We start from the raw sequence: 20,867 nt of genomic DNA on the forward strand, positions 1-20,867 counted from the left end.
CTCATCGATCCGAGCCGTCAGACAACGGTTGGTCAATGCTCGGGTTTCGGCGCCTCGAAGTCGATGAACGCAGAGCGTGGGGTGGGTGAACGGCGGATGACGGCTTCGAGCACCCCGCCGGCGACGCGCGCGGTGTCGAGCCACGACGGAAGGGTGGCGCCTGCGACGCGCGCCGCGCGCGTCATCCGGCCGCGGCGCTCGTGATCGGTGAGCACGGCGCGGAGCGCGGCGGCGAATGCCTGGGGGTCGCCGGGGGGCACGAGCATCCCTGCCTCGGCGGGCACGGTCTCAGGCACCGCGCCGGTGCGGCAGGACACGATCGGAACCCCCCACGCGAGGGCTTCGTCGAACACCAGGCCGTACCCCTCGTAGCGGGTGGCGAGGGCGAACACCGAGGCCTGCGCCCACAGCCCATCGAGCTCGTCGTTCCCGATGCCGCCCGCGATCCGCACCCGTCCCGCGAGCCCGAGGTCGGAAGAGAGCCGCGGCAGCGTCGCGGCGATTGGCGCATCCCACGGCGTCCCGACGATCTCGGCGCGCCAGTCGAGGTCGGTCAGCTGCGCCAGAGCGCGCAGCAGCACGTCGTGCCCTTTCCGGGGATGCTGGATCCCCACCGACAGGATCAGCGGTGGATCGGTGTCGCGCCGGACCCCCCGCGCGGGATCGGTCCCGGGCCGGGCGACCGTGATCATCCCGGGGTCGGCGCCGTACACGTCGACGAGCAGGCGTGCGGTGTGCGGACTCGGCACCAGCACCGCGGCGGCGAGCTGCAGATTGTCGCGCTCGTTCGTGTACAGGTACTCCCGCCGCTCGGGCGACAGCCCCTCCTCATGGGCGAGGGGGTGATGGACCATCCCCAGGATGGGTGCGCGCACGCGCGCGAGCGCCGCGGTCGGCATCGCCCCGAACACGAAGCCGTCCAGGATGAGCGGATGCCGCGGGTCGACCTCCTGCAGGGTCGCCAGCGTGGTATCCACGTCCTCATCGGACGGGTCGGGGAACGAGCCCGCCACCGGCAGGTACGCCGTGTCGACACCGATCTCGCGAAGCCCTTCGAGGAGGCGCTTCTCGTACAGGTACCCGCCGGTGACGGTGTCGAGGTCGCCGGGGATGGCGAAGGCGGCGCGCGCGCTCACGCCTGCTGCTCCGGTGCGTAGACGCGGAGCACCCGCGACTCGATGAGCCCCACCAGGGCATACCCGAGCGCGGAGAGCGCGGTCACGGCCACGACGGCGACGGCGAGGAGGTCGTAGCCCGACTGCGAGGCGGCGAGGGCCATTGCGGCGCCGACGCCGGTGCCGATCGCGAGCCATTCGACAACCGTGACGGCGAGCACCGCGGCCGGCACGCTCATGCGCGCGGCGGCGAAGAAGGCGGGGAGCATGGCAGGGATCCGCACCCGCACGAGCTGCACCCGCGCGGGCGCTCCGTAGCTGCGCAGCACGTCGAGCGCCTGGCCGGGTGCCTGGCGGAGGCCTTCGAGGCAGGCGATGAGGGTGGGGAAGAACACCATGAGCGCCACGAGGGAGATCGCGCCGACGGGACCGAGCCCCAGGAGCAGGATGACGAGGGGGGCCGTCGTGACGATGGGAACGGCGCGCAGCGCAATGGCGATCGGCATCGACACGGTCGCCGCCCGCGGGGCGAGCGTCAGGGCGATCGCACCGACGGCTCCGACGGCGAGGCCGGCGAGGTACCCGGCGACCGCGAGCACTGCGGTCTCACCGAGGGCGGCGAAGAGGATGCCGCGCACCTCGCCGCCGTCGTCGACCCCGGCGAAGATGCGGATGACGTCCACCGGCGTCCGGGCGAAGAACGGGCTGATCCCGGTGACCGCGATCCCTCCCCACCAGAGCGCGACGATCACGACGACGAAGGCCACCGTGGTGACGGCGGTGCTGCGCACCCGCTCGCGCCGTGGCAGGCGGGGGCGGACGGGCGCGAGGATGAGCGGCGGTCGCTCGGTGACGAAGCGGCGCCCGATCGCGCCGATCACGACATAGGCGATGACCGAGACGACGGTGGCGACGGTGGCGAGCGCCCAGGTGAGCTGGATGTCGAGGTCGCGCGACGCGCGGATCGTCAGCACGCCGAGTCCGCTCTGCGCGCCGGTGAACTCGCCGACCATCGCGCCGAGGAACGCCGCGGGCGCGGCGATCTGCAGCCCCGCGATGAGGTAGGGCAGGCTCGCCCGGGCACGCACGTGGACGAGCGCCGCACCCGCGCCCCTCCCGTACGACCGGACGAGGTCGAACCAGGTCGCGGGGGCCGCGCGGAGCCCCACGAGGAGCGGGATCATCGTGGTGTAGTACACCGCGAGGGCCGCGAGGACGACCTGCGGGCCGTCGCCCGGGCCCAGGATGACGCGCAGCACCGGTCCGGTCGCGACGAGCGGCAGGCAGAACACCACGAGCGCCACGGCGGTGACCACCCGCTCGGTCGCGGGCAGCAGCACGGCGAGGGCGGCGAGGGCGATCGCGGCGAGGTTGCCGAGGACGAATCCGGCGAGGGCGGCCTGGCCGGTGACGAGGAGGGCACGCCCGAGCAGCCCCGCCTGGGTGACGAGGGCGGCGGCGACCTCGCTGGGCGCGGCGAGCACGAAGGCCGAGGTGAGCAGGCGCGCCGCGATCTCCCACACGACCAGGAGCAGGACGACGGCGATCGCCGTGTCGCGCCAGGCCCTGGCGCGTGTCGTGGTGACCGTCGTCATGCCGCCCGTGACCGCGAGAGCGCCTCGGTCACCGCGGCGACCACCCGGTCGAACGCCGCATCGTCGTCCCGCGTTACCGCGATGTCGGCCACCACCCGCGCCGGGCGCGGGCTCAGCACGACGATGCGGTCCGCGAGGCGCGCGGCCTCCGAGATGGAGTGGGTGACGAGCAGCGTCGTGGTGCCGCGCTCCCGCCAGAGCGGGGGGAGCTCGGCGATGAGGTCCTGCCGGGTGAGTTCGTCCACCGCGCCGAACGGTTCGTCCAGGAGCAGCAGGCGCGGCTCGGTGATGAGCGCCCGGGCGATGGCGGCGCGCTGCCGCATCCCTCCCGATAGTGCCGCCGGCCGGGCGTCGCCGAAGCCCTCCAGGCCGACGCGTGCGATCATGCGGTCGATCGCTGCCGGGTCGGCGTCGCGGCGGGTGAGGGTGAGCGCGAGAGCGGCGTTCTGACGAACGCTCCGCCAGGGGAGGAGCGAAGGGTCCTGGAACGCGACGGCGAGTTCGCCGCGCTCGGCGACCGCGTGCGGCGAGTCGCCGTCGATCGTGATCGACCCGGAGGTGGGGTCTTCGAGCCCGGCGATCATCCGCAGGAGCGTCGACTTGCCGCATCCCGATGGCCCCACCAGAGCGGTCGTCGAGCCGCCCGCGAACTCCAGATCGAGCGGGGCGACCGCCTCGAGCCCGTCGGGGTAGACCTTCCCTGCGCCCTCGATGAGGACCCGGGGCTCAGCTGCCATGGACTTCTTCCAGCACCGACCGATCCCAGAGGTCGGCGGGGACGTTCTGACCGAGCAGGGCGAGCGTCTCGCGGTTCTGCGCCACGGACTCGTCCGTCCACCAGCCGAAGCCGTTCTCGTCGGTGACCTCCGAGAACATCAGCGGCACCTGCCGCTCGGCCTGCAGTTCCTGCGTTTCCAGGTCGAGACCCGCGTCGGGGAACATCTCCAGCGTGAGGGCGGCCGCCGCGTTCGTGTCGGCGTGGTACTCGTCCCATCCGCGCACCTCGCCGCGCATGAGGGCGACGAGGTCGGCGCGCCGGTTCGCAAGGCTCTCCTCGGTGGCGATGTAGGTCTGCGAATGCAGCGCGTAGCCGTAGTCGGCCATCAGCATCGTCACGCTCTCCACGCCCTGGACGGTCATCGCGACGGGCAGGTCAGTCTCCCAGCAGAGCAGGCAATCCACTTCGTCGGCGAGGAGGGGTTGCGCGGAGTACTGCGTGGGCACCACCTCGATGCCGTCGACATCGACGTCGTTCAGGGTGCAGAGGGTCTCGAGCACGGGCGTGTTCGCCAGAGCCATGCCGATCCGCTTGCCGACGAGATCGGCGGGTTCGTTGACGGGGTTCCCCGGGAGGGAGGCGATGACGAACGGGTTCTTCTGCATCGCGACGCCGATGATCTTGAACGGCGCCCCCTCGGCGACGGCGGCGGCGGTGTAGTCGGCGGCCGAGATGCCGATGAGCGCCGACCCCGACACGACGGGGGGTTCGACGGGGGCGTTCGGTCCTCCCTGCAGCAGGGTGACGTCGAGACCCTCGTACCAGCCGCGGTCCTGCGCGATGTAGCTGCCCCCGAACTGCACCGAGTGCAGCCACGACAGTTGGAGGGATGCCGCGCGCGCGGCGTCTCCGCCGCCGAACAGGCCTCCGGGACGCGTGCTCAGGCCGATGCCGGCCGCCGCGATGCCGGCGACACCGACGATGCCGGCGCCGAGCAGGGTGCGGCGGGTGAGGGTCTTGCGGTCTGTCATGTGGTGGTCTCCAGGGTTCGGCGGCGAGTCCAGACGAGGGTGAGGCCGGGGAGCGAGGCGACGAGGGCCATCAGCCCGAAGGCGGCGCTGGTGGCGAAGGCCTGGGCGGTGGTGAGGCCGGCGATCGGCAGCAGCGCGACGGCAGCCCCCTCGCGCACACCCCAGCCGCCGACCGAGAACGGCAGCACCATCGCGAAGAGCACGAGCGGCACCACCGCGAAGACCGCGCCGAGGGGTAGCGGGGCACCGACCGCGGCAGCGCAGCATGCGAACGCCGCGAGGATGCACACCGTCGCGCCGGCGCTGAGGAGCACCTGGGCGGGGAGCACGCCCGGAGCGGCGAGGCTGCGAAGGGTGCCGTCGACGAGGCGGCCGAGCCGCGAGCCGGGGGCGGGCGGGGCGAACCGCAGGCGCAGGGCGAGGATGAGCCCGGCGACCGCGAGGGCGAGGAGGGCGGCACAGATGCCGGCGGCGAGGACGGGCGGCCACGTGATGCCGCCGGAGGCGAAGAGGGTGACGAGGAAGGCGACGGCGAAGACCGCGAGGAGTGCGACCTGGCCGATCCCCCGCTCGACGACGACGGCACCCACCGAACGGCCGAGCGTGGCCTGGTGGCGGGTGCGGGCGGCACGGGCGGCGTCTCCGACCACGCCACCGGGCAGGGTGGTGTTCACGAGCTGTGCGAGGAAGTACTCGCGGATCGCATGCCCGCCCGAGAGGTCGATGCCGAGCGGTGCGGCGGTCACCCGCCAGCGGAGAGCGGAGAGCACCGTGTGGGTGGCGAGGAGGACGCACGCGGCGAGCAGCCACCAGGGGTTCGCGGTGAACAGGATGCCGAGCACCTCGACCCCGCCGGCGACCTGCCACACGATCGCGAGGATCGCCACGGTGATGAGGGCCTGGCCGAGGCGGATGAGGGCCGGCCGGCCCGAGTCATCCGCATTCCGGCGCAGTTCGCGGATGTCGACGCCGAACGACCACGCCAGCAGCGCCGCGGTGACGATCACGATGGCAATCGCGACGGGGGTCGGGAGGAACGGGAACTGCAGCGCGATGAGGGCGACGAGCTGGAGGACGCAGATGACCTTGCGGCTGTAGCGGGGGCTGATGGGGCCGTTCAGCCACGGGTATGCCAGCGCCGCGGCGCCGAAGAGGTAGCGGGGAAGGCCCAGGGCGATCGCGATGGGCCCCGCCGGCCCGAGGGAGGCGAGGAGGGCGAGAACCAGGGCGAACGCCGAGTCGACCTCCATGTCGAAGCTCGCCCCGAATCGCGACGACAGTCCCTGGCGGCGGGCCAGGTAGCCGTCGACACCGTCGAGGCTGAGTGCGACGATGCTGACCGCGATGACGGCCACGGGGTGACCGCCGCCGGCGAAGAGGACGGCCAGGAGGAAGGCCACGACCGTGAGCCGGATGAGGGTGACCACGTTCGCGCCGCCGAGGCGGGCGAACGGGTGGTGGCGCGAAAGGGCGACGGTCGACCCGACGAGCGCGAGGGTGAGAGCCCCTGCGGCGGCCAGGATCGCCTCGATCGGAAGGCCGATGCCCAGGCTCGCGGCCATCGCGGCGCCGAGGCAGATGAGGGTGAGGGGCGCGAATCGCGACACGGCGGGTCGATTTTCGGCCGTGTCGGGGTGACCGGCCGCGGCGTGCGGTGCTCCCGTGGCCGTGCTCTCACGGGCGACGGTCATACCTCGACGCTACCGCCCGCGCGAGCGGGTGGCTCTGATTGAGCTACCCGAACCGTTGTGCCAGCTCTCCTCCCGCCAACCGCAGCCATCGCGCCGGGTCGCCCAGTGCTGCGGGTGCCGACCCGGCGAGATCGGTCAGCGACGTCGTGGACGCGAAGCCGGTCGTGGCGGCGCCGTCGGCGACCCGCCCGGCGACGAGCGCGACCGGCAGGCGCTGCGCTGCCGCGAGATCCTGCACGTAGGCGACGGTCTTGCCGGCCGCCGACGACGCGTCGAAGGATCCTTCGCCGGTGATCACGAGGGATGCCGCGGCGAGCCGTGCCGGCAGGTCGATGAGCTGCGCCACCGCCTGGGCGCCCGGCACGAGGCGCGCGCCCCATGCGAGCAGTCCGAAGCCCGTGCCGCCCGCGGCTCCCGCGCCCGGTGTGTCGGGGTCGGCCTCGAGGAGGTCGGCGTAGCGGGCGAGCGCGGCGTCGAGGAGGGGGATGTCGTCGGGGGTCGCACCCTTCTGCGGGCCGAACACCGCGGCTGCGCCGCGCTCGCCGAGGAGGGGACTCGTCACATCGGTGAGGACCGTCACGCCGCCGGGAGGCGGGGGAGCGAGGCGAGTGAGGTCGGCGGCGGCGATCGTCGCGAGCCCGCGCGCGCCCGGTGCGATCGGCTGGCCGGCGGCATCGGTGAAGCGTGCGCCGAGGGCGGTCAGCATCCCCGCGCCGCCATCGGTCGAGGCGCTGCTGCCGATGCCCAGGATCAGCCGTGACACCCCGTGCGCGAGCGCGGCGGCGATCGCCTCGCCGAAGCCTCGGGTGTCGGCATCCCACGGTCTGAGCCGCGGTGGTGAGCCGAGCAGTTCGATCCCGGAGGTCGAGGCGAGCTCGACCACGCCCGTCCTGTCCTGCGCGTCATCGGTCGCGGGGAGCAGCAGCCAGGAGGGCTGGCGTCGCGCCCCGGGGATCGCCGCGGCGAAGGCATCCCGCGTCCCCTCCCCGCCGTCGGCCATCGGGCAGAGGACGATCTCGCGCTCCGGGTCCACGCTCCGCCATCCCTCGGCGATCGCCTGCGCCGCGTCTGCCGCGCGGATCGAGCCCTTAAAGGAGTCGATCGCGACGACGACGGGTAACGGGGATGGGTGAGTCATGGTCCCGCCAGGCTAGGCCGAACGGGCCCAGATCCCCTCCACGCCGCCTAGCCTGGAGTCGTGAACGCAGGCCGTCGAACGCTGGTGGCCACCGACATCGATGGCACCCTCGTGCCCGACGGCACGCTCGAGCTCCCCGCCTACACCGCCGACGTGCTTCGCCGTCTCGACACCGCCGGCGTCCCCGTCGTCTTCGTCACCGGCCGCCCGCTGCGGTGGATGACAGGTTTCTGGCCCCACGTCGGCAACCACGGCATGGCGATCGTCTCCAACGGCGCGATCACCTACGACGCCCACGCCGGGGAGATCGTGTCGCTCACGGGCATCGCGGCCGAGGAGGGTCTCGCCCTGTCCTCGGCGATCTCCGCCGAGCTTCCCGGCGCTCGGTTCGCCATCGAGTGCGCCGACGGCATCCGCCTCGACCCCCGATTCGCCGCGCGTACCGCGGTCGCCGACGCCCCGCGCGGTGTGCTCCACGAGATCTGGACCGATCCGGCGGTGAAGCTGCTGGTGCGGGACCCGGACGTCGACCCCGACCTCCTGCAGGGCGAGGTCACCGCGATCGTCGGTGAGGCCGCCACCGTCACCTGGACCATGCCGGGCCTTGTCGAGATCAGCGCGGCCGGCGTCACCAAGGCCAGCGCCCTCCGTGTCCTCTGCGGCCGCCTGGACGTCGATCCGGACGAGGTCATCGCCTTCGGCGACATGCCCAACGACATCCCGATGCTGTCGTGGGCGGGCACGGGCTACGCGATGGCGGGCGCGCACCCGACGGTCCATGAGGTCGCCGACCGTACTGCGCCGGCAACGGCCGACGAGGGCGTCGCCCAGGTGCTCGAGCACCTCTTCGCGCTCTCCTGATCGACCCCGTCCGCCGGGCCGCCGGGGTGATGTCCAGGCTGCCGTGACACGATGGGTGAACGCTCCGCCTTGAAGAAGGCGCATCACAGTCAAGGAGGGGCGCTCATGCCGACATGGTGGGAACACCTGGTCCACGTCGTGACCGGCCGGTCTCGTCGTCACGTCGATCTTCCCGATCTGCGTCATCTGCCCTCGCGGCGAGTCGCACTCGAACGCACGCACTACGTCGTGAACGATCCCGAGCGGCATCACCGCCGCCGGCGCTTGTACGTGCTGCGTCATGAGACCGATCGCCGCTCTCGACGCCCGGTGCGGGTCGCCGTGATCTCGAACGGGCGAGACGTGGGGTACCTGCCGTCGCGCGTGGCGGCGACGGTGGCACCGCACCTCGATACGCTCGGAGGCGCAGCGGTCGTCAACGGCGCGGGGCCGGCGACCGACAGCATCCGACTGCGCGTGGATCTGCCCACGGAAGCCGCCCTTGCGGACTTCGCCGAGTCCCGCGCTCAGCACGAGGAGACGTCGATGACGCGCATCACGTGGCAGGGGCTCGAGGCCGCCAGCACCGAGACCTGCACTGTCGAGTTCACCGTCTCCGGCATGACCGCCGTCGGCGTCGTCGACCTCGGCGCCGACCGCCTCGACTACCGGGTGGTCGCGGACGAGGCGGGCCAGTTCCGCACCGCCGATCTCGCCATCGATGGACGCACACTCAGCCTGTCGTTCTCAGATGGCCGTTGGCTCGTGAACGGTGAGCACCGCGGCGACCTCGACGGGGCGAGCGAGATCGACATCCAGGCGACGCCGCTGACCAACACCCTCCCCGTCCGTCGTCTCGCCCTCGCGATCGGTGAGAGCGCCGATATCGAGACCGCATGGATCGCGGTGCCCGCCCTCACGGTCGTGCGCGACCCGCAGCGCTACACCCGGCTCGACGAGCGGCAGTGGCTCTATGAGTCGCGCGACTCGGACTTCCGCGCCGTTCTCACCGTCGACGACGAGGGTCTCGTGCTCGACTACCCCGGCCTCTTCCGCTCGATCGGCTGACCGCCCGGGCGAGCGCGGGACCTTGGTCCCACGTCCGGCGCGCGTGCCGTGACATCCTGCCGACAACGGATCGACGACGTGGGCATGGGGGTGCCGCGTCAGACGGTCCGGCGCGAGGGGGAGGGATGCCCGGTCACAGCCACGCTGCGACGGCGCCGCTGACGCCACACCCACGTCGGGCGGGCTGCTGGCCGCGCCTCCCCCTCGTGCCCTCCCTTGCCCGGAGATCATGCCGTTCGGATTTCCTCACGTGCCGCGTCGCCTTTCCACGGGCCGAGCGCGCCGTCCCTTCCGCCGTTCCGCCGATCGCGCGAGGGCTGGAGCCCTCCGGCGAGGGGGACGGGCGCCCGGTTGCGTGACAGCATGGGCGCCATGAACGCAACAGGCCACGTCATCAAGCCACTGACGCCCGACACGTTCCCCGCGTGGCTGGCCCTTGCCCAGAAGCACAACGGGGTGTGGGGCGGCTGCTACTGCTCGTACTTCCATGGCGACACGGATGCCACGGTCAAGGCCGACCACGACGGCCCGAGCTTCAAACGACGCCTCGTCGATGAGGGCGTCGCCCGGGCGGCTCTCGTGTTCGACGGGGACGCGGCGATCGCGTGGTGTCAGTTTGGAAGCCCCGACGACCTGCCGAACATCTATCACCGCAAGCAGTACGACGCCGGGGAGACGCGGCCCGCCCCCTGGCGCATCACCTGCTTCTTCGTCGACCGCGACCACCGACGCTCGGGCGTTGCGCGCGAAGCGCTCGACGGCGCGCTCGCTCTCATCGCGGAGGCCGGCGGAGGCGAGGTCGTGTCGTTTCCGAACGAGCTCGTGCCCGGCAAGCGGACCTCGTCGTCCTTCCTCCACAACGGGACCCGCGCGATGTTCGAAAAGGCCGGCTTCACCTTCGAGCGCCACATCGGCAAGAGCAAGACCGTGATGCGGATCACCGTTCTGCCGAGCTCCGACGGTCAGCTGAGCCAGTCCGGCGCATCCGCGCCCCACTCGCCCCCGACGACGGGGTAGTGCTCCGGCGCGCCCGGGAACGCCAGCGGCGGCGGAGCGGTGATGAGCGAAGCCGGCTCGGTCGCCGGGTCTGCCGAGGTCAGCAGCGCGTGGGCGGTGCGAGCGAGAGACATGCGGATGTCGGTCGACCCGCCCTCCTGCCGCTGGGCGCCGAGTGCCTGCACGATGGCGGCGGCCAGGAAGTGCCCGGTCGCATGGTCGAGGGCCTGCACCGGCAGCGCGCCGGGAGTCTTGCCATCGGCGCTCTCGATCGTCGCGATGCCGCTCACCGCCTGCACGATGCTGTCGAACCCGCGGCGCGCGGCCCAGGGTCCCTCGGTGCCCCACGCCGAAATCGAGGCGGTGATGAGCCCCGGATGCCGCTCGGCGAGCTCTCCCGGGTTGAGACCGAAGCGCGTGAGCGCCCCGGGGCGGTAGCCCGTGACGACGACATGCGCCCGGGCCAGGAGTCGCTCGAACGTCTTGCGGTCGATCGGCCGTCCGAGGTCGAGCAGGGTCGAGCGTTTGCCCTGCCCCGTGTCGAGGTGGATCCATCCCGTCTCGGGGAGGCGGGGCGAGTCGACCCGCAGCACCTCGGCCCCGGCGAGGCGGAGGTCTCGTGTGGCGATCGGGCCGGCGATCACCCGTGTGAGGTCGAGTACTCGCACGCCGGCGAGCGGCGCAGCGTCGCCTGGCCAGGTGCGCGGTGCCGCATGACCCCATCGGCGGCGCTCGATGATCGGCGCTGCGGCGACGACGTGACCCTGCGGGTGCGCCAGCCATTCCTCCGGCGTCCGCACCCGGCCGACGATCGCCCCCCTTTCGGCAGCGACGTGCTCGAGCTCCGCGGCCGACCGCGCCGAGATGGCGGCGGCAGCAGCATCCGTCCCCGCATCATCCGGCAGACCGAGCAGCGTGCGCAGCGCCCGCTCGTGATGCGGATAGTTGGCATGCGTGCGCATCCAGCCGTCTGCGGCGCGCCAGAACCCCGACAGCGGCGCCCACGCCGACGGCGCTGCGCCGTTGATGCGCAGCAGCCGCTCGCTGCCGAAGGAGGCCGCGACCCGTTCCCGGTCGACGCGCACGCGGCCGCTTCGCGCGCCGTGAAGGGCGATCGCGAGCGAGGCGAGCGCGACGCTGTCGGTGGCGAGCGTGCCGACCGGGAGATGCGCGCCCCAGGGGAATGATCCGGTCGGTTCGGCGATGCGCTCTCTCGCCGCCGGGTCGATGCCGAGCGCGTCGGCGACCTGCGTTCCCACTGCTCCGAGCGTCATCCCGACAGTGAAGCACCGCTCCTCCCGTCTCGACAGGTCCACCTCATGACCGCTGGTCCTTCTTTTGTCAGTTGACGCTGATATCACGTCTAAGTGATACTTGCGGGATGCACCCCTTCACGGTCCTCAGCGATCCCGTCCGGCGGCGGGTCGTCGAGGACCTGGCTACGGGGCCGCGTACTGCGGGCGAGTTGACCGAGCATGTGCGCGCGGAGTTCGCGGTGTCGCAGCCCGCCGTGTCCAACCACCTCCGGGTGCTGCGCGACGCCGGCTTCGTACGTGTGACTCCGCAGGGTTCGCGGCGCATCTACGAACTGGATCGTGCACCGCTGGATGAGATCGAGCGCTGGATGGCGCGTCACCGGCGGTTCTGGAACGACCAGCTCGACGCCCTCGATGACTCCCTGGACGCTCATGTCTGACAGCCGAATGCTCCGGCTCGATCGCCTCATCCACGCTCCCATCACCCGAGTCTGGACGGCGTGGACGACGCCGCTGGGCCTCAAGGCGTGGTGGTGGAATCACTGGCCCGATGTCGAGATCGCCGCCGACGCCGTGGTGGGCGGCAGGTACCGCTTCGCCGCACCTCGCGCGGGGATCATCGTGACGGGGGAATACCTCTCTGTCGACGAGCCCTCGCACCTCTCCTTCACGTGGCGGTGGGAAGACGTCGACGGGGTGCAGGACGGGGAGATCGTCGATGTGTCCTTCGCGCGCTTCGAGGGTGCCACGCGGGTGAGCGTCGTGCATCGCGGCCCATGGCAGGATGCGACATCCGCCGAGGATTACCGGCAGGGCTGGACATTCGTGCTGAGTGCGCTCGCCGCAGACGCCGAACGGCCCGGCGACCGTGCGGTCACCGGGCCGTGAGGCGCGAGGGGGATCAGCGGGCGGCGATCAGGCGCGCTCCGGCGATCATCAGCGGGGCGTAGCAGACGAGCGCGAGGATCACGCCGATGGGGCCGAGGCCGAAGGCCGGGAGGATCCAGGGCAGGAAGCCGAGCGGTGCGATCCACCACGAGACGGCCTTCGCCCGTGCGAGGGCGAGCGAGAGCAGCGCGATCCCGACGAGCCCGCCGATCATGCCCGAGAACTGCCAGATCGCGACCGACCATTCCTTCGCGACGGTGTCCATCAGCACGGCGTCGTCGATCGAGAGCACGTTGCCGGCGCTCACGAGAAACCAGTCCGACAGCAGCAGACCCGACATCTGCACGGCACCGAAGGCGGTCATCACGGCGGCGATCGGCAGGAAGATCCGGCCGCGGCGGCCACGGAGGAGGCCGAGGGTGGCGAGGGCGCCGAACACGAGCGCGACCCAGCCGTAGTGCAGGGCGTTGGCCGAGACGAGGCTCAGCGCCGGGTCGGCGGCGAGCGACTCGATGTAGCCCGCGGTGCCCGGCGAGGTCTGCTGCGGCGAAGTGAGGAACCCGACGGTGAACAGCAGCGGCGCGGCGATCAGTCCGGCGCCGCCGATGCGCTGCAGGCGATTCGGACGGACGGGGCCGAGCGGCTCGCGCACCTTCCTCTTCGCGGCGGGCGCGGCGGGTGCCGCGGCGGCGGCAGAGGCGGGAGTGGAGGTGAAGAGATCCATGGTGGTGTGTGCCTTTCGGGCGGTTCTGGTTGGTGATTCCAGATTCCCGTCCGGCCGACCCGGGCCCCCAGGGTGCGGCGTCCCGCCATTGTCCCGACCTGGGCCCGGGACGTCAGGACCGCCCGAGTCCCGCGTCGCGGGCGCGCACGATCGCCTCGGCCCGGTCGGCGACCTGCAGCTTGGCGAAGATGTTCGAGACGTTGTTGCGCACGGTCTTGGGTGAGAGGAAGAGCGTCTGCGCGATCTGCGGATTCGACCGCCCCGCGGCGAGCAGGTCGAGGATCTCGCGCTCGCGTGCGGTCAGCTGCGGGAAGACCTCCGCGGCAGGCGAGGAGGCGGGCCCCGTGGTGAAGAACTCGGCGACGCGTCGTGCGATCGCGGCGCCGAACACGAGCTCGCCGCCCGCGACGGCGGTGATGGCCGCCCGGATCTGGTGCTGACTCGCACCCTTGACGAGATACCCGCGTGCGCCGGCGCGCATCGCAGCGAAGACGGTCTCGTCGTCCTCCGACATCGTGAGGATGACGACGGCCAGATGCGGATGCCGCGCCACGATCTCCTTCGTCGCCGCCAGTCCGTCGAGTCGGGGCATCTGCACATCCATCACGACGACGTCGGCGTCGGCGGCGTCGGTCGCCTCGATCGCCTCGGCGCCGTCGGCGGCCGTGGCGACGATCTCGATGCCGTCCATCGACTCCAACAGCATCGACAGCCCTTCGCGGTAGACGGGGTGGTCGTCGACGAGGATCACCCGGATCGATTCAGTCGACATGTGCGACCTCCTCCTCTCGTGCAGTGACTGATCGGAGGGGGAGATGAACGCGGATGACGGTGCCCTCGCCCTCTCGTGAGGAGACCTCGAGCGTGCCGCCGAGTTCGGCGGCGCGCTCGCGCTGCGAGTGCAACCCGACTCCCGTCGAGCCTGGAGCCGCGAGACCGCGCCCGTCATCCGAGACCTCCAGTCGCAGCATCCCGTCCTCTTCGCCGAGTTCCACCTCGACGCGGGCGGCCCCGGAGTGCTTGTGGGCGTTCACCAGCGCCTCCGAGGCGATGCGGAACGCCGCGACCTCGACGGCGGGCGGCAGGTCGGGCGGCACCGCGCCGGTCACCGTCACCGCCATGCCGCCGCCGCTCAGGCGCGCGGCCTGCTGGTCGAGCGCGCCGAGAAGCCCGAGGTCGTCGAGGGCGGGCGGGCGAAGGTCTTGCGTGATGCGGCGGATTTCGCCGATCACCTCCGACTGGTCGTCGATCGCGGCGTCGACGAGCGCGAGCGATCTCGCGGGGTCGCGCTCGGCGAGGTTCCGCGCGGTCTCCAGGCGCAGCTTGACGCCGGCGAGGAGAGGACCGAGGCCGTCGTGGAGCTCTCGGCGCAGACGCGAGCGCTCCTCCTCGCGGGCGAGGACCAGTTTCTCTCGCCCCGCCTGCAGCTCGCGCCCGAGTTCGGCGCTGCGGACCGAAGCGGCGGCGAGCCGTACCAGATCGCCGAGGAGGCGCTGGTCGCGGGTGGAGACGACGGGGCGACGGCCGGCTTCGATGAGGATGCGTCCGATGATTTCGCCCCGGTGGTCGATGGGCACCTCTGCGCCATCCGTGATGGGTGTGCCGTACGTCGCCACCATCGCCTCTCCGCCCGGGCGGTCGAGTTCGACGCGCACCGAGCGCGACCCGAAGGCCTCGGCCACCGCGGCGGCGAGTTCGGAAAGCTGAGCCGGCGCGTCAGGGGCGCGGTCGAGTCGTTCGCCGAGCGACGAGACGACGGCGTAGGGGTCGCCGCGGCGGCCGCTGACGAGGCGGCTGGCGATCGAGAAGAGCGTGCCGCGCAGCGGCGCGTAGGCGATGGTGACGGCGACGACGGCGAGGAGCATGGCGACCCGGTCGTCGATCGCGCTGCCGATGGCGAGCACGATCAGCACGTCGACGAGCACGATGCCGCCGATCAGCAGGCCGTAGACGAGCGTCCACGACAGCAGCCGGTCGATGGAGTAGAGGCGGTAGCGGGTGACGGCGACGACGACCGACGCGCTGACGAGCCCGATCGTCACCCCGAGCAGCAGGTCGACCAGGCCCGTCGGCACGTTCGGGAAGACGAAGACGAGAGCCACGAGGAAGATGAGGGCCGACCACACCAGCCAGCGCAGCTGCGCCTTCTCCACCGGGGTCGCGCCGAAGCGGCGGCTGATGCAGACGAGGAGGGCCAGGAGGAGGCCGAGCCCGAGGCACGGGACGGCTGCGGCGAGGAGGCCCAGCCACACTCCGAGAGGCAGGGGGAGTGTGGGAAGCGCCGGCTCGAACGCGGCGAGCAGGTCGGTGCGGTCGTCGTTGTCGAGGCTCAGCGCCTCGGCGGGGGAGAAGAGGAAGGCGAAGGGCAGCACGAGCCCGAGCACGATGGCGACGATCGAGACGATGCGCCAGACCCGGCCGCGCAGGCGCCCATCGGGGAAGAGGAGCAGCAGCAGGATGATCGGGAAGATCAGCACCGCCCCGAACCGGCTGAAGAACCAGAAGGCCGGCGGAGCCCACCACGCTGCCTGGTCGAAGTACCAGGCGTAGTTGACCGCCGCCGAGGCGAGGCCGTCGACGATCCAGAAGACGCCGAAGACCGTCAGGACCACGGCGATCGGATGCCACGGCAACCGCCACAGCAGGAGCGCACCGGGGATGAGCATCGCCACCCCGGGCAGAACGCCCGACCAGCCGGACGACAGCGGCGGGTTCGGGTGGGCCGGCAGCACCGCAAGGTCGAGGGCGAGGGCGCCGATTCCCGAGACGATCGAGATCGCCACCGCGACGAGGGTGGTGGCGCGGCTGGCGGCGGCGCGGGTCATCCGATCATCGTTCCAGCTGACGTGTCCCGGTGTCACGGGACACGTGTCCCTGTCTTCCGCTCCTCGCGGTGGGTACGGTGTTCCCCATGCCGACTCTCGATCACGCTGGTGCCCGCCTCCACTGGGAGGCCGCCGGCCCCGAGGGCGCACCGGCGCTTCTCTTTCTGCACGTCGGAATCGCGACCTCGGCGATGTGGGATCCGCTGTGGGCCGACCTGCAGCGCGATTTCCGCGTCATCCGCCACGACCTCCGGTGGTTCGGCGACAGCCCTTCCGACGATGTGGAGTACTCGAACCGCGCCGACGCGGTCGCGGTGCTCGACGCGGCGGGGGTCGATCAGGCGATCCTCATCGGCGCCTCGTACGGCGGAGCGGTCGCGATCGACACCGCACTGGAGTACCCCGACCGCGTCGCGGGACTGGTGACGATCGGGTCGGGGCCGAGCGGCTTCCCCGCGGTCGAGCCCACTGCGCGCGAGAGGGAGCTGCAGGCGCCGATCGAAGAGGCCGAGGAGGCGCGGGACTGGGATCGCCTCGTCGAATTGGAAGCTCTCTTCTGGGGTGTCGGTCCGACGCGCGAGACCGCCGACGTCGATCCGCTCTTCCTGCAGCGGCTTCGCGAGCTCGGGGACGCGAACAAGCCGCTTCTCGACGGCGACCCTCAGCCGGTGCCGATGGAGCCGCCGGCGTACGGGCGTCTCGGCGACATCACGGTGCCCGCCCTCTTCATCGTCGGCGAGCACGACACGTCCGCCGCGCGGGCGCAGGCGGAGCATCTCGCAGAAGCCGTCGACGGTGCATCCCTCCATGTCTTCCCCGGCACGGCGCACGTGCCGAGCATCGAGTACCCGCAGCCCTTCCTCGGCCTCCTGCGCGAATGGCTCACCGGGAGGGTCGCCGGCTGATACCAGGGCGTTGCGCGGGCGACAAGCCCACGACCGCGGAAAGAGGCCCCCGACAGAATGGATCCGTCCGAAGGAATGGATCCGATGACCTCCCCCCAACCGCCGCGCCTGTCGTTGTTCGTCGAGCCGGCGGACGGGGTCGAGGACGCGATCGCCGCCGCGGCGGTGATCGACGGGTTCGGCGTCGACGTGCCCGTGACCCTCGCCTGGGCTGCCGAGGTCGGACGGATGCTGCCCGCCGACGCCTCGCTCACCGACCGCTGGCAGCTGCTCGCCGGCACCGCGTTCCTCGACGTCGGCGCCGCGCGCATCCTCGAACCGCACCTGGACGCACTCGCCATCCTCGGCGAGGCGGGGGTGGAGCCCGAGGAGGCGGCGACCTGGGGCGTCTTCGCCGCCGAAGGGGCCGGCACGCGGCTGACGGCCGAGGCGGATGCCACGGGCTGGACGCTTCGCGGAACCAAACCGTGGTGCTCGCTGGCCGGATCCCTCTCGCACGCGCTCGTCACCGCGTGGGTCGACGACGAGGACCGGCGGCTCTTCGCCGTTCCGATTCGACATGGAACCGTGACGCCGCACGCCGGCCCCTGGCACGCCCGCGGCCTCTCCCAGGTGGTCAGCGCGCCGGTCGACTTCGCCGGCACACCGGCGGAGCCGGTCGGCGACGTCGGCTGGTACCTGCGGCGCCCCGGCTTCGCCCACGGCGGCGTGGGCGTGGCAGCGGCATGGTGGGGCGGGGCGATGGGTCTGCTGCCGGCGCTTCGGGCCGCGGCGAGCACCGAGCGCGCGGATCAGATCGCCCACCTGCACCTCGGGGACGCCGATGCGGCGCTGTGGGCGGCGCGCGCGGTGCTCGCCGAGACGGCCGACGTGTTCTCCGCCGGCCCCCGCGCCGACGCCGGGCTCCTCGCGCATCGCGCCCGCACGATCACCGCCCGCGCGGCCACGGCCGCGCTCGAGACGGCCGACCTCGCGCTCGGGCCCCTGCCGCTCGTCGCAGACGAGGCCCACGCGCGTCGCGCCGCCGACCTGCACCTCTATCTCCGCCAGCACCACGGCGCGCGCGACGCGGCGCGCATCGGGCGCGACCTCACGATGTCGGAGCAGCCGTGGTGACCTTCAGCCATCTCGACCCGGGCACCGACGAGGAGCGCTGGCAGGCCGCGTTCGACGCGCGCCGACTTCCCCCCGCCGACACCGACGTCGATGCGCTGGTCGTGATCTCGGCCCACCCCGACGACGAGACGCTCGGCGTCGCCGGGCTCATGCACACCGTCGCCGCGCGCGGTGGCCGGGTCATCGTCGTCGTCGCGACCGACGGGGAGAACTCCCACCCCGGCTCGCCCACCCACACGCCCGACGACCTGCGCTCGGTGCGCCGCGGTGAGGTGCGGCAGGCCCTCGAGAAGGTCTGCCCCGCGGCATCCGTCGCCTTCCTCGGCCATACCGACGGCGGCCTCGATGCGGTGCAGACGCGGCTGACCGGCGAGATCGACGCTCTCGTGCGGACCGTCGGCACGCCCCGCTCGCGCACGCTCGTCGTCTCGCCGTGGACCGGTGACGCGCACCGCGATCACCGGATCGCCGGTGAGGCCGCACACGCCGTCGCCCGGCACCTCGGCGTGCGCTACCGGGCGTACCCGATCTGGCTCTGGCACTGGGGCACCGCGGATGACCCGCCGTGGGGCCACATCGAACTGGTGCCGCTCAGCGCGGAGGCCCGCCGGGCGAAGGGCGAGGCGCTTGCCGCTCACCGCAGCCAGACGGCGGCGCTGTCTGGTGCACCGGGCGACGAGCCGATCGTGAGCGGCGGGATGCTGCAGCACTTCACGCGCGGCTTCGAAACGCTGATCCGCCTCGACGACGACCCCGCGCCCGACGAGGCGTGGCATGGATCGACGCCGCAGGAGCATTTCGCAGACCTCTACGCGCGACGCCCCGACCCGTGGGGCTTCGAGACCCGCTGGTACGAGGAGCGCAAGCGCGCGGTGCTGCTCGCATCGCTGCCGCGGCCGCGGTACGAGCGGGCCGTGGAGCTCGGGTGTTCAACGGGGGTGCTCACCGCGCAGCTCGCCGAGCGGTGCGACGCGCTCCTCGGCATCGACTTCGCCGAGGCGGCGCTCGAGACCGCGCGCGAGCGGCTGGACGGTCGGGCGAACGTCGAGCTGCGGCAGGCGACGCTCCCGGCGGAGTGGCCCGAGGGCACGTTCGACCTCATCGTCATGTCGGAGGTCGGCTACTTCTGGGACGCCCCCGACCTCGAACGCGCGATCGCCCGGGCGATCAGCTCGCTCCGCCCCGACGGGCATCTCGTCGCGTGCCACTGGCGGTACGCGGTCGACACGAACCCGGTGAGCGGCGACGGCGTGCACATCGCGCTTCGGACCCAGAAGGACCTCGCGGTGGTGGTGCGGCACGAGGAGGATGACTTCCTGCTCGAGGTCTTCGCACGCCCGCCGGCGCCGTCCGTCGCGCGCGAGACGGGCATGCTGTGACCGCGGTGGCCGTCGTCGTGCCCGTGCACGACGAGGAAGAGCTGCTGGCTCGCTGCCTCGCGTCGCTCACCGTCGCGCAGGAGGCCGCCGCGCGGGCGGGGGCGCGCGTCGAGGTCGTCGCGGTGCTCGATGCCTGCACCGATCGGTCGGCCGCCATCGCCGCCGAGTTCGACGTGACGCTGGTCGAGGTCTCGGCGGCGCGCGTGGGCACCGCGCGCCGTGCCGGGGTGAGCGCGGCGCTTCGCCGACTCGATCCGGCCGACCTCGCCCAGGTGTGGATCGCGAACACCGACGCCGACTCCGTCGTGCCCGCGAACTGGCTCACCCATCAGCTGACGCTGATGCGCGCAGGCTCCGACCTCATGCTCGGCACGGTGCGTCCTGACTTCGCCGACCTCGCACCCGCGCACGTGGCGTACTGGCGGGCGACGCACCACCGGGGCCGCCCGCCCGGCAACACCCACGGCGCCAACCTCGGAGTGCGAGGGAGTGTGTACCGCGCGGCCGGCGGCTTCACCGAGGTGCCCGAGCACGAGGACGTCCGCCTTGTCGAGGCTGCGCGCGCGCTCGGCGCCATCATCACCCCGAGCGACGTCGCCGAGGTGATGACCTCGGGCCGCTTCGAAGGACGCACCCCCGGCGGGTACGCCGCCTTCGTCCGCGCCACCGCGGCGCAGTTCGCCTGAGCCGTACACTCGGCCTCATGCGCCACGGCATCGTCATCCTCCCGCAGGAGCCCTGGGCCGAGGTCCGCCGGAAGTGGCAGGCGGCCGAGCAGCTGGGCTTCGACCACGCCTGGACCTACGACCACCTCTCGTGGCGGTCTCTCGCCGATCAGCCCTGGTATGCGACGATCCCGACGCTGACCGCCGCGGCCCTCGCGACGACCACGATCAGGCTCGGCACGTTCGTGGCGTCGCCGAACTTCCGGCATCCGGTCCCCTTCGCCAAGGAGATGGCGACCGTCGATGAGATCTCGGGCGGACGGATGCTGCTGGGTGTCGGGTCGGGGGGAACCGGCTTCGACGCCTTCGTCCTCGGTCAGCCCGAGTACACGCCCCGTCAGCGGCACGAACGATACGTCGAGTTCGTCAGCGCGCTCGACGAGCTGCTGCGCTTCGAGGCGCCGGGTTCGGGCGGCATCAGCGTCGACGGCGACTGGTACACCGCCCGGAGCGCCCGGATGGTGGGGCAGCCGGCGCGGCGGCCTCGGATGCCGCTGATCCTCGCGGCGAACGGGCCGAAGGGCCTCGCCCTCGTCGCCGAGCGGGGCGACGCCTGGGTGACGACGGGGCCCGAGGGCACGCCCGAGGAGGAGTGGTGGCAGGCGATCGCGGGGCTTTCGTCGCGGCTCGGTGACGCCCTCGACACGCAGGGGCGCGACCCTCGGACGCTCGACCGGTACCTCTCGCTCGACTCGGAGAGCACCTACTTCCTCGAGAGCGTGCAGAAGTTCGAGGATGCCGCGGGGCACGCCGCCGAGCTCGGGTTCACCGACGTCATCACGCATTGGCCGCGGGCGGACGGGGTCTACGCCGGCAGCGAGGACGTGCTCGTCGAGGTCGCGTCACGCGTCTGCTGA

The 20,867-nt window shown here is 72.3% G+C and carries 20 protein-coding genes; 10 read left to right on the forward strand and 10 right to left on the reverse strand.

The genetic code is table 11. The annotated features are described in order from the left end of the window. Positions 1 to 32: 32 nt before the first annotated feature. The 6 genes from HDC37_RS02220 to HDC37_RS02245 are packed head-to-tail and all read right to left on the reverse strand — an operon-like array spanning position 33 to position 7,288. The gene (locus HDC37_RS02220; protein ID WP_179558745.1) at positions 33 to 1,136 is read right to left on the reverse strand and encodes a glycosyltransferase family 4 protein; all 1,104 of its coding nucleotides are present in this window, start codon (positions 1,134 to 1,136) and stop codon (positions 33 to 35) included. Then, complete coding sequence (locus HDC37_RS02225; protein WP_179558746.1) at positions 1,133 to 2,710, reverse strand: ABC transporter permease; 1,578 nt, start codon at positions 2,708 to 2,710, stop codon at positions 1,133 to 1,135. The genes HDC37_RS02220 and HDC37_RS02225 overlap by 4 nt, the downstream gene beginning before the upstream one ends. After that, the gene (locus HDC37_RS02230; RefSeq protein ID WP_179558747.1) at positions 2,707 to 3,447 is read right to left on the reverse strand and encodes an ABC transporter ATP-binding protein; all 741 of its coding nucleotides are present in this window, start codon (positions 3,445 to 3,447) and stop codon (positions 2,707 to 2,709) included. Before HDC37_RS02230 ends, HDC37_RS02225 begins: the two co-directional genes overlap by 4 nt. After that, on the reverse strand, positions 3,437 to 4,459 hold the full coding sequence (locus HDC37_RS02235) for an ABC transporter substrate-binding protein (RefSeq protein ID WP_179558748.1): 1,023 nt from the start codon (positions 4,457 to 4,459) through the stop codon (positions 3,437 to 3,439). The genes HDC37_RS02230 and HDC37_RS02235 overlap by 11 nt, the downstream gene beginning before the upstream one ends. Continuing rightward, entirely contained in the window at positions 4,456 to 6,150 is a 1,695-nt protein-coding gene (locus tag HDC37_RS02240; RefSeq protein WP_179558749.1) for a lysylphosphatidylglycerol synthase domain-containing protein, read from the reverse strand. Before HDC37_RS02240 ends, HDC37_RS02235 begins: the two co-directional genes overlap by 4 nt. Positions 6,151 to 6,193: 43 nt before the next feature. Next, positions 6,194 to 7,288: a glycerate kinase gene (locus tag HDC37_RS02245; protein ID WP_179558750.1), complete on the reverse strand. Its 1,095-nt coding sequence runs from the start codon at positions 7,286 to 7,288 to the stop codon at positions 6,194 to 6,196. A gap of 60 nt (positions 7,289 to 7,348) precedes the next feature. On the opposite strand from HDC37_RS02245, the gene HDC37_RS02250 reads away from it, so the two are divergent. The 3 genes from HDC37_RS02250 to HDC37_RS02265 all read left to right on the forward strand — a co-directional run bounded on the left by HDC37_RS02250 (position 7,349) and on the right by HDC37_RS02265 (position 10,213). Continuing rightward, the gene (locus tag HDC37_RS02250; protein ID WP_218869268.1) at positions 7,349 to 8,149 is read left to right on the forward strand and encodes an HAD family hydrolase; all 801 of its coding nucleotides are present in this window, start codon (positions 7,349 to 7,351) and stop codon (positions 8,147 to 8,149) included. 105 nt (positions 8,150 to 8,254) lie between these two features. Continuing rightward, positions 8,255 to 9,196: a putative glycolipid-binding domain-containing protein gene (locus HDC37_RS17015; protein ID WP_257021235.1), complete on the forward strand. Its 942-nt coding sequence runs from the start codon at positions 8,255 to 8,257 to the stop codon at positions 9,194 to 9,196. Between the two features lie 372 nt (positions 9,197 to 9,568). Next, on the forward strand, positions 9,569 to 10,213 hold the full coding sequence (locus tag HDC37_RS02265) for a GNAT family N-acetyltransferase (RefSeq protein WP_179558751.1): 645 nt from the start codon (positions 9,569 to 9,571) through the stop codon (positions 10,211 to 10,213). On the opposite strand, the gene HDC37_RS02270 is transcribed toward HDC37_RS02265, so the two are convergent. Next, complete coding sequence (locus HDC37_RS02270; protein WP_179558752.1) at positions 10,159 to 11,466, reverse strand: CoA transferase; 1,308 nt, start codon at positions 11,464 to 11,466, stop codon at positions 10,159 to 10,161. The two genes, HDC37_RS02265 and HDC37_RS02270, sit on opposite strands and share 55 nt — an antisense overlap. A 107-nt stretch (positions 11,467 to 11,573) precedes the next feature. Between HDC37_RS02270 and HDC37_RS02275 the strand changes: the two genes are divergently transcribed. Together HDC37_RS02275 and HDC37_RS02280 are read left to right on the forward strand one after the other, a co-directional pair. Next, positions 11,574 to 11,888: a helix-turn-helix transcriptional regulator gene (locus tag HDC37_RS02275; RefSeq protein ID WP_179558753.1), complete on the forward strand. Its 315-nt coding sequence runs from the start codon at positions 11,574 to 11,576 to the stop codon at positions 11,886 to 11,888. Further along, entirely contained in the window at positions 11,881 to 12,336 is a 456-nt protein-coding gene (locus HDC37_RS02280; RefSeq protein WP_179558754.1) for an SRPBCC domain-containing protein, read from the forward strand. The genes HDC37_RS02275 and HDC37_RS02280 overlap by 8 nt, the downstream gene beginning before the upstream one ends. Before the next feature lie 13 nt (positions 12,337 to 12,349). Here the strand turns inward: HDC37_RS02280 and HDC37_RS02285 are convergent, their stop codons facing one another. From HDC37_RS02285 to HDC37_RS02295, 3 genes are all read right to left on the reverse strand, one after another. Next, positions 12,350 to 13,060 (reverse strand): hypothetical protein, encoded by a 711-nt coding sequence (locus HDC37_RS02285; protein WP_179558755.1) that lies wholly within the window; start codon positions 13,058 to 13,060, stop codon positions 12,350 to 12,352. Positions 13,061 to 13,172: 112 nt separating this feature from the next. Continuing rightward, on the reverse strand, positions 13,173 to 13,832 hold the full coding sequence (locus HDC37_RS02290; protein WP_179558756.1) for a response regulator transcription factor: 660 nt from the start codon (positions 13,830 to 13,832) through the stop codon (positions 13,173 to 13,175). After that, on the reverse strand, positions 13,822 to 15,885 hold the full coding sequence (locus tag HDC37_RS02295) for a sensor histidine kinase (protein ID WP_179558757.1): 2,064 nt from the start codon (positions 15,883 to 15,885) through the stop codon (positions 13,822 to 13,824). Before HDC37_RS02295 ends, HDC37_RS02290 begins: the two co-directional genes overlap by 11 nt. 86 nt (positions 15,886 to 15,971) lie before the next feature. On the opposite strand from HDC37_RS02295, the gene HDC37_RS02300 reads away from it, so the two are divergent. The 5 genes from HDC37_RS02300 (at position 15,972) to HDC37_RS02320 (ending at position 20,867) form a co-directional block, all read left to right on the forward strand. Further along, positions 15,972 to 16,790 (forward strand): alpha/beta fold hydrolase, encoded by an 819-nt coding sequence (locus HDC37_RS02300; protein ID WP_179558758.1) that lies wholly within the window; start codon positions 15,972 to 15,974, stop codon positions 16,788 to 16,790. 84 nt (positions 16,791 to 16,874) lie between these two features. Then, a complete protein-coding gene (locus tag HDC37_RS02305) occupies positions 16,875 to 17,906 on the forward strand; it encodes an acyl-CoA dehydrogenase (RefSeq protein ID WP_257021236.1) in 1,032 nt (343 codons plus the stop codon). Further along, positions 17,903 to 19,285 (forward strand): PIG-L family deacetylase, encoded by a 1,383-nt coding sequence (locus tag HDC37_RS02310; RefSeq protein ID WP_308472055.1) that lies wholly within the window; start codon positions 17,903 to 17,905, stop codon positions 19,283 to 19,285. Before HDC37_RS02305 ends, HDC37_RS02310 begins: the two co-directional genes overlap by 4 nt. Further along, positions 19,282 to 19,971: a glycosyltransferase family 2 protein gene (locus HDC37_RS02315; protein ID WP_179558760.1), complete on the forward strand. Its 690-nt coding sequence runs from the start codon at positions 19,282 to 19,284 to the stop codon at positions 19,969 to 19,971. Before HDC37_RS02310 ends, HDC37_RS02315 begins: the two co-directional genes overlap by 4 nt. A gap of 17 nt (positions 19,972 to 19,988) precedes the next feature. Beyond that, positions 19,989 to 20,867, forward strand: a complete 879-nt coding sequence (locus tag HDC37_RS02320) for an LLM class flavin-dependent oxidoreductase (RefSeq protein WP_179558761.1) — start codon at positions 19,989 to 19,991, stop codon at positions 20,865 to 20,867.

The organism is Microbacterium sp. AK009, from assembly GCF_013410955.1.
Taxonomy (GTDB): Bacteria; Actinomycetota; Actinomycetes; order Actinomycetales; family Microbacteriaceae; genus Microbacterium.

What these genes read in the sequence shown, in the direction of transcription:
- HDC37_RS02295 (WP_179558757.1), bottom strand. Translation starts at nt 15,885, where the DNA reads ATGACCCGCGCCGCCGCCAGCCGCGCCACCACCCTCGTCGCGGTGGCG.
- HDC37_RS02270 (WP_179558752.1), bottom strand. Translation starts at nt 11,466, where the DNA reads ATGACGCTCGGAGCAGTGGGAACGCAGGTCGCCGACGCGCTCGGCATC.
- HDC37_RS02245 (WP_179558750.1), bottom strand. Translation starts at nt 7,288, where the DNA reads ATGACTCACCCATCCCCGTTACCCGTCGTCGTCGCGATCGACTCCTTT.
- HDC37_RS02240 (WP_179558749.1), bottom strand. Translation starts at nt 6,150, where the DNA reads ATGACCGTCGCCCGTGAGAGCACGGCCACGGGAGCACCGCACGCCGCG.
- HDC37_RS02320 (WP_179558761.1), top strand. Translation starts at nt 19,989, where the DNA reads ATGCGCCACGGCATCGTCATCCTCCCGCAGGAGCCCTGGGCCGAGGTC.
- HDC37_RS02285 (WP_179558755.1), bottom strand. Translation starts at nt 13,060, where the DNA reads ATGGATCTCTTCACCTCCACTCCCGCCTCTGCCGCCGCCGCGGCACCC.
- HDC37_RS02225 (WP_179558746.1), bottom strand. Translation starts at nt 2,710, where the DNA reads ATGACGACGGTCACCACGACACGCGCCAGGGCCTGGCGCGACACGGCG.
- HDC37_RS17015 (WP_257021235.1), top strand. Translation starts at nt 8,255, where the DNA reads ATGCCGACATGGTGGGAACACCTGGTCCACGTCGTGACCGGCCGGTCT.
- HDC37_RS02235 (WP_179558748.1), bottom strand. Translation starts at nt 4,459, where the DNA reads ATGACAGACCGCAAGACCCTCACCCGCCGCACCCTGCTCGGCGCCGGC.
- HDC37_RS02265 (WP_179558751.1), top strand. Translation starts at nt 9,569, where the DNA reads ATGAACGCAACAGGCCACGTCATCAAGCCACTGACGCCCGACACGTTC.
- HDC37_RS02300 (WP_179558758.1), top strand. Translation starts at nt 15,972, where the DNA reads ATGCCGACTCTCGATCACGCTGGTGCCCGCCTCCACTGGGAGGCCGCC.
- HDC37_RS02230 (WP_179558747.1), bottom strand. Translation starts at nt 3,447, where the DNA reads ATGGCAGCTGAGCCCCGGGTCCTCATCGAGGGCGCAGGGAAGGTCTAC.
- HDC37_RS02275 (WP_179558753.1), top strand. Translation starts at nt 11,574, where the DNA reads ATGCACCCCTTCACGGTCCTCAGCGATCCCGTCCGGCGGCGGGTCGTC.
- HDC37_RS02280 (WP_179558754.1), top strand. Translation starts at nt 11,881, where the DNA reads ATGTCTGACAGCCGAATGCTCCGGCTCGATCGCCTCATCCACGCTCCC.
- HDC37_RS02305 (WP_257021236.1), top strand. Translation starts at nt 16,875, where the DNA reads ATGACCTCCCCCCAACCGCCGCGCCTGTCGTTGTTCGTCGAGCCGGCG.
- HDC37_RS02290 (WP_179558756.1), bottom strand. Translation starts at nt 13,832, where the DNA reads ATGTCGACTGAATCGATCCGGGTGATCCTCGTCGACGACCACCCCGTC.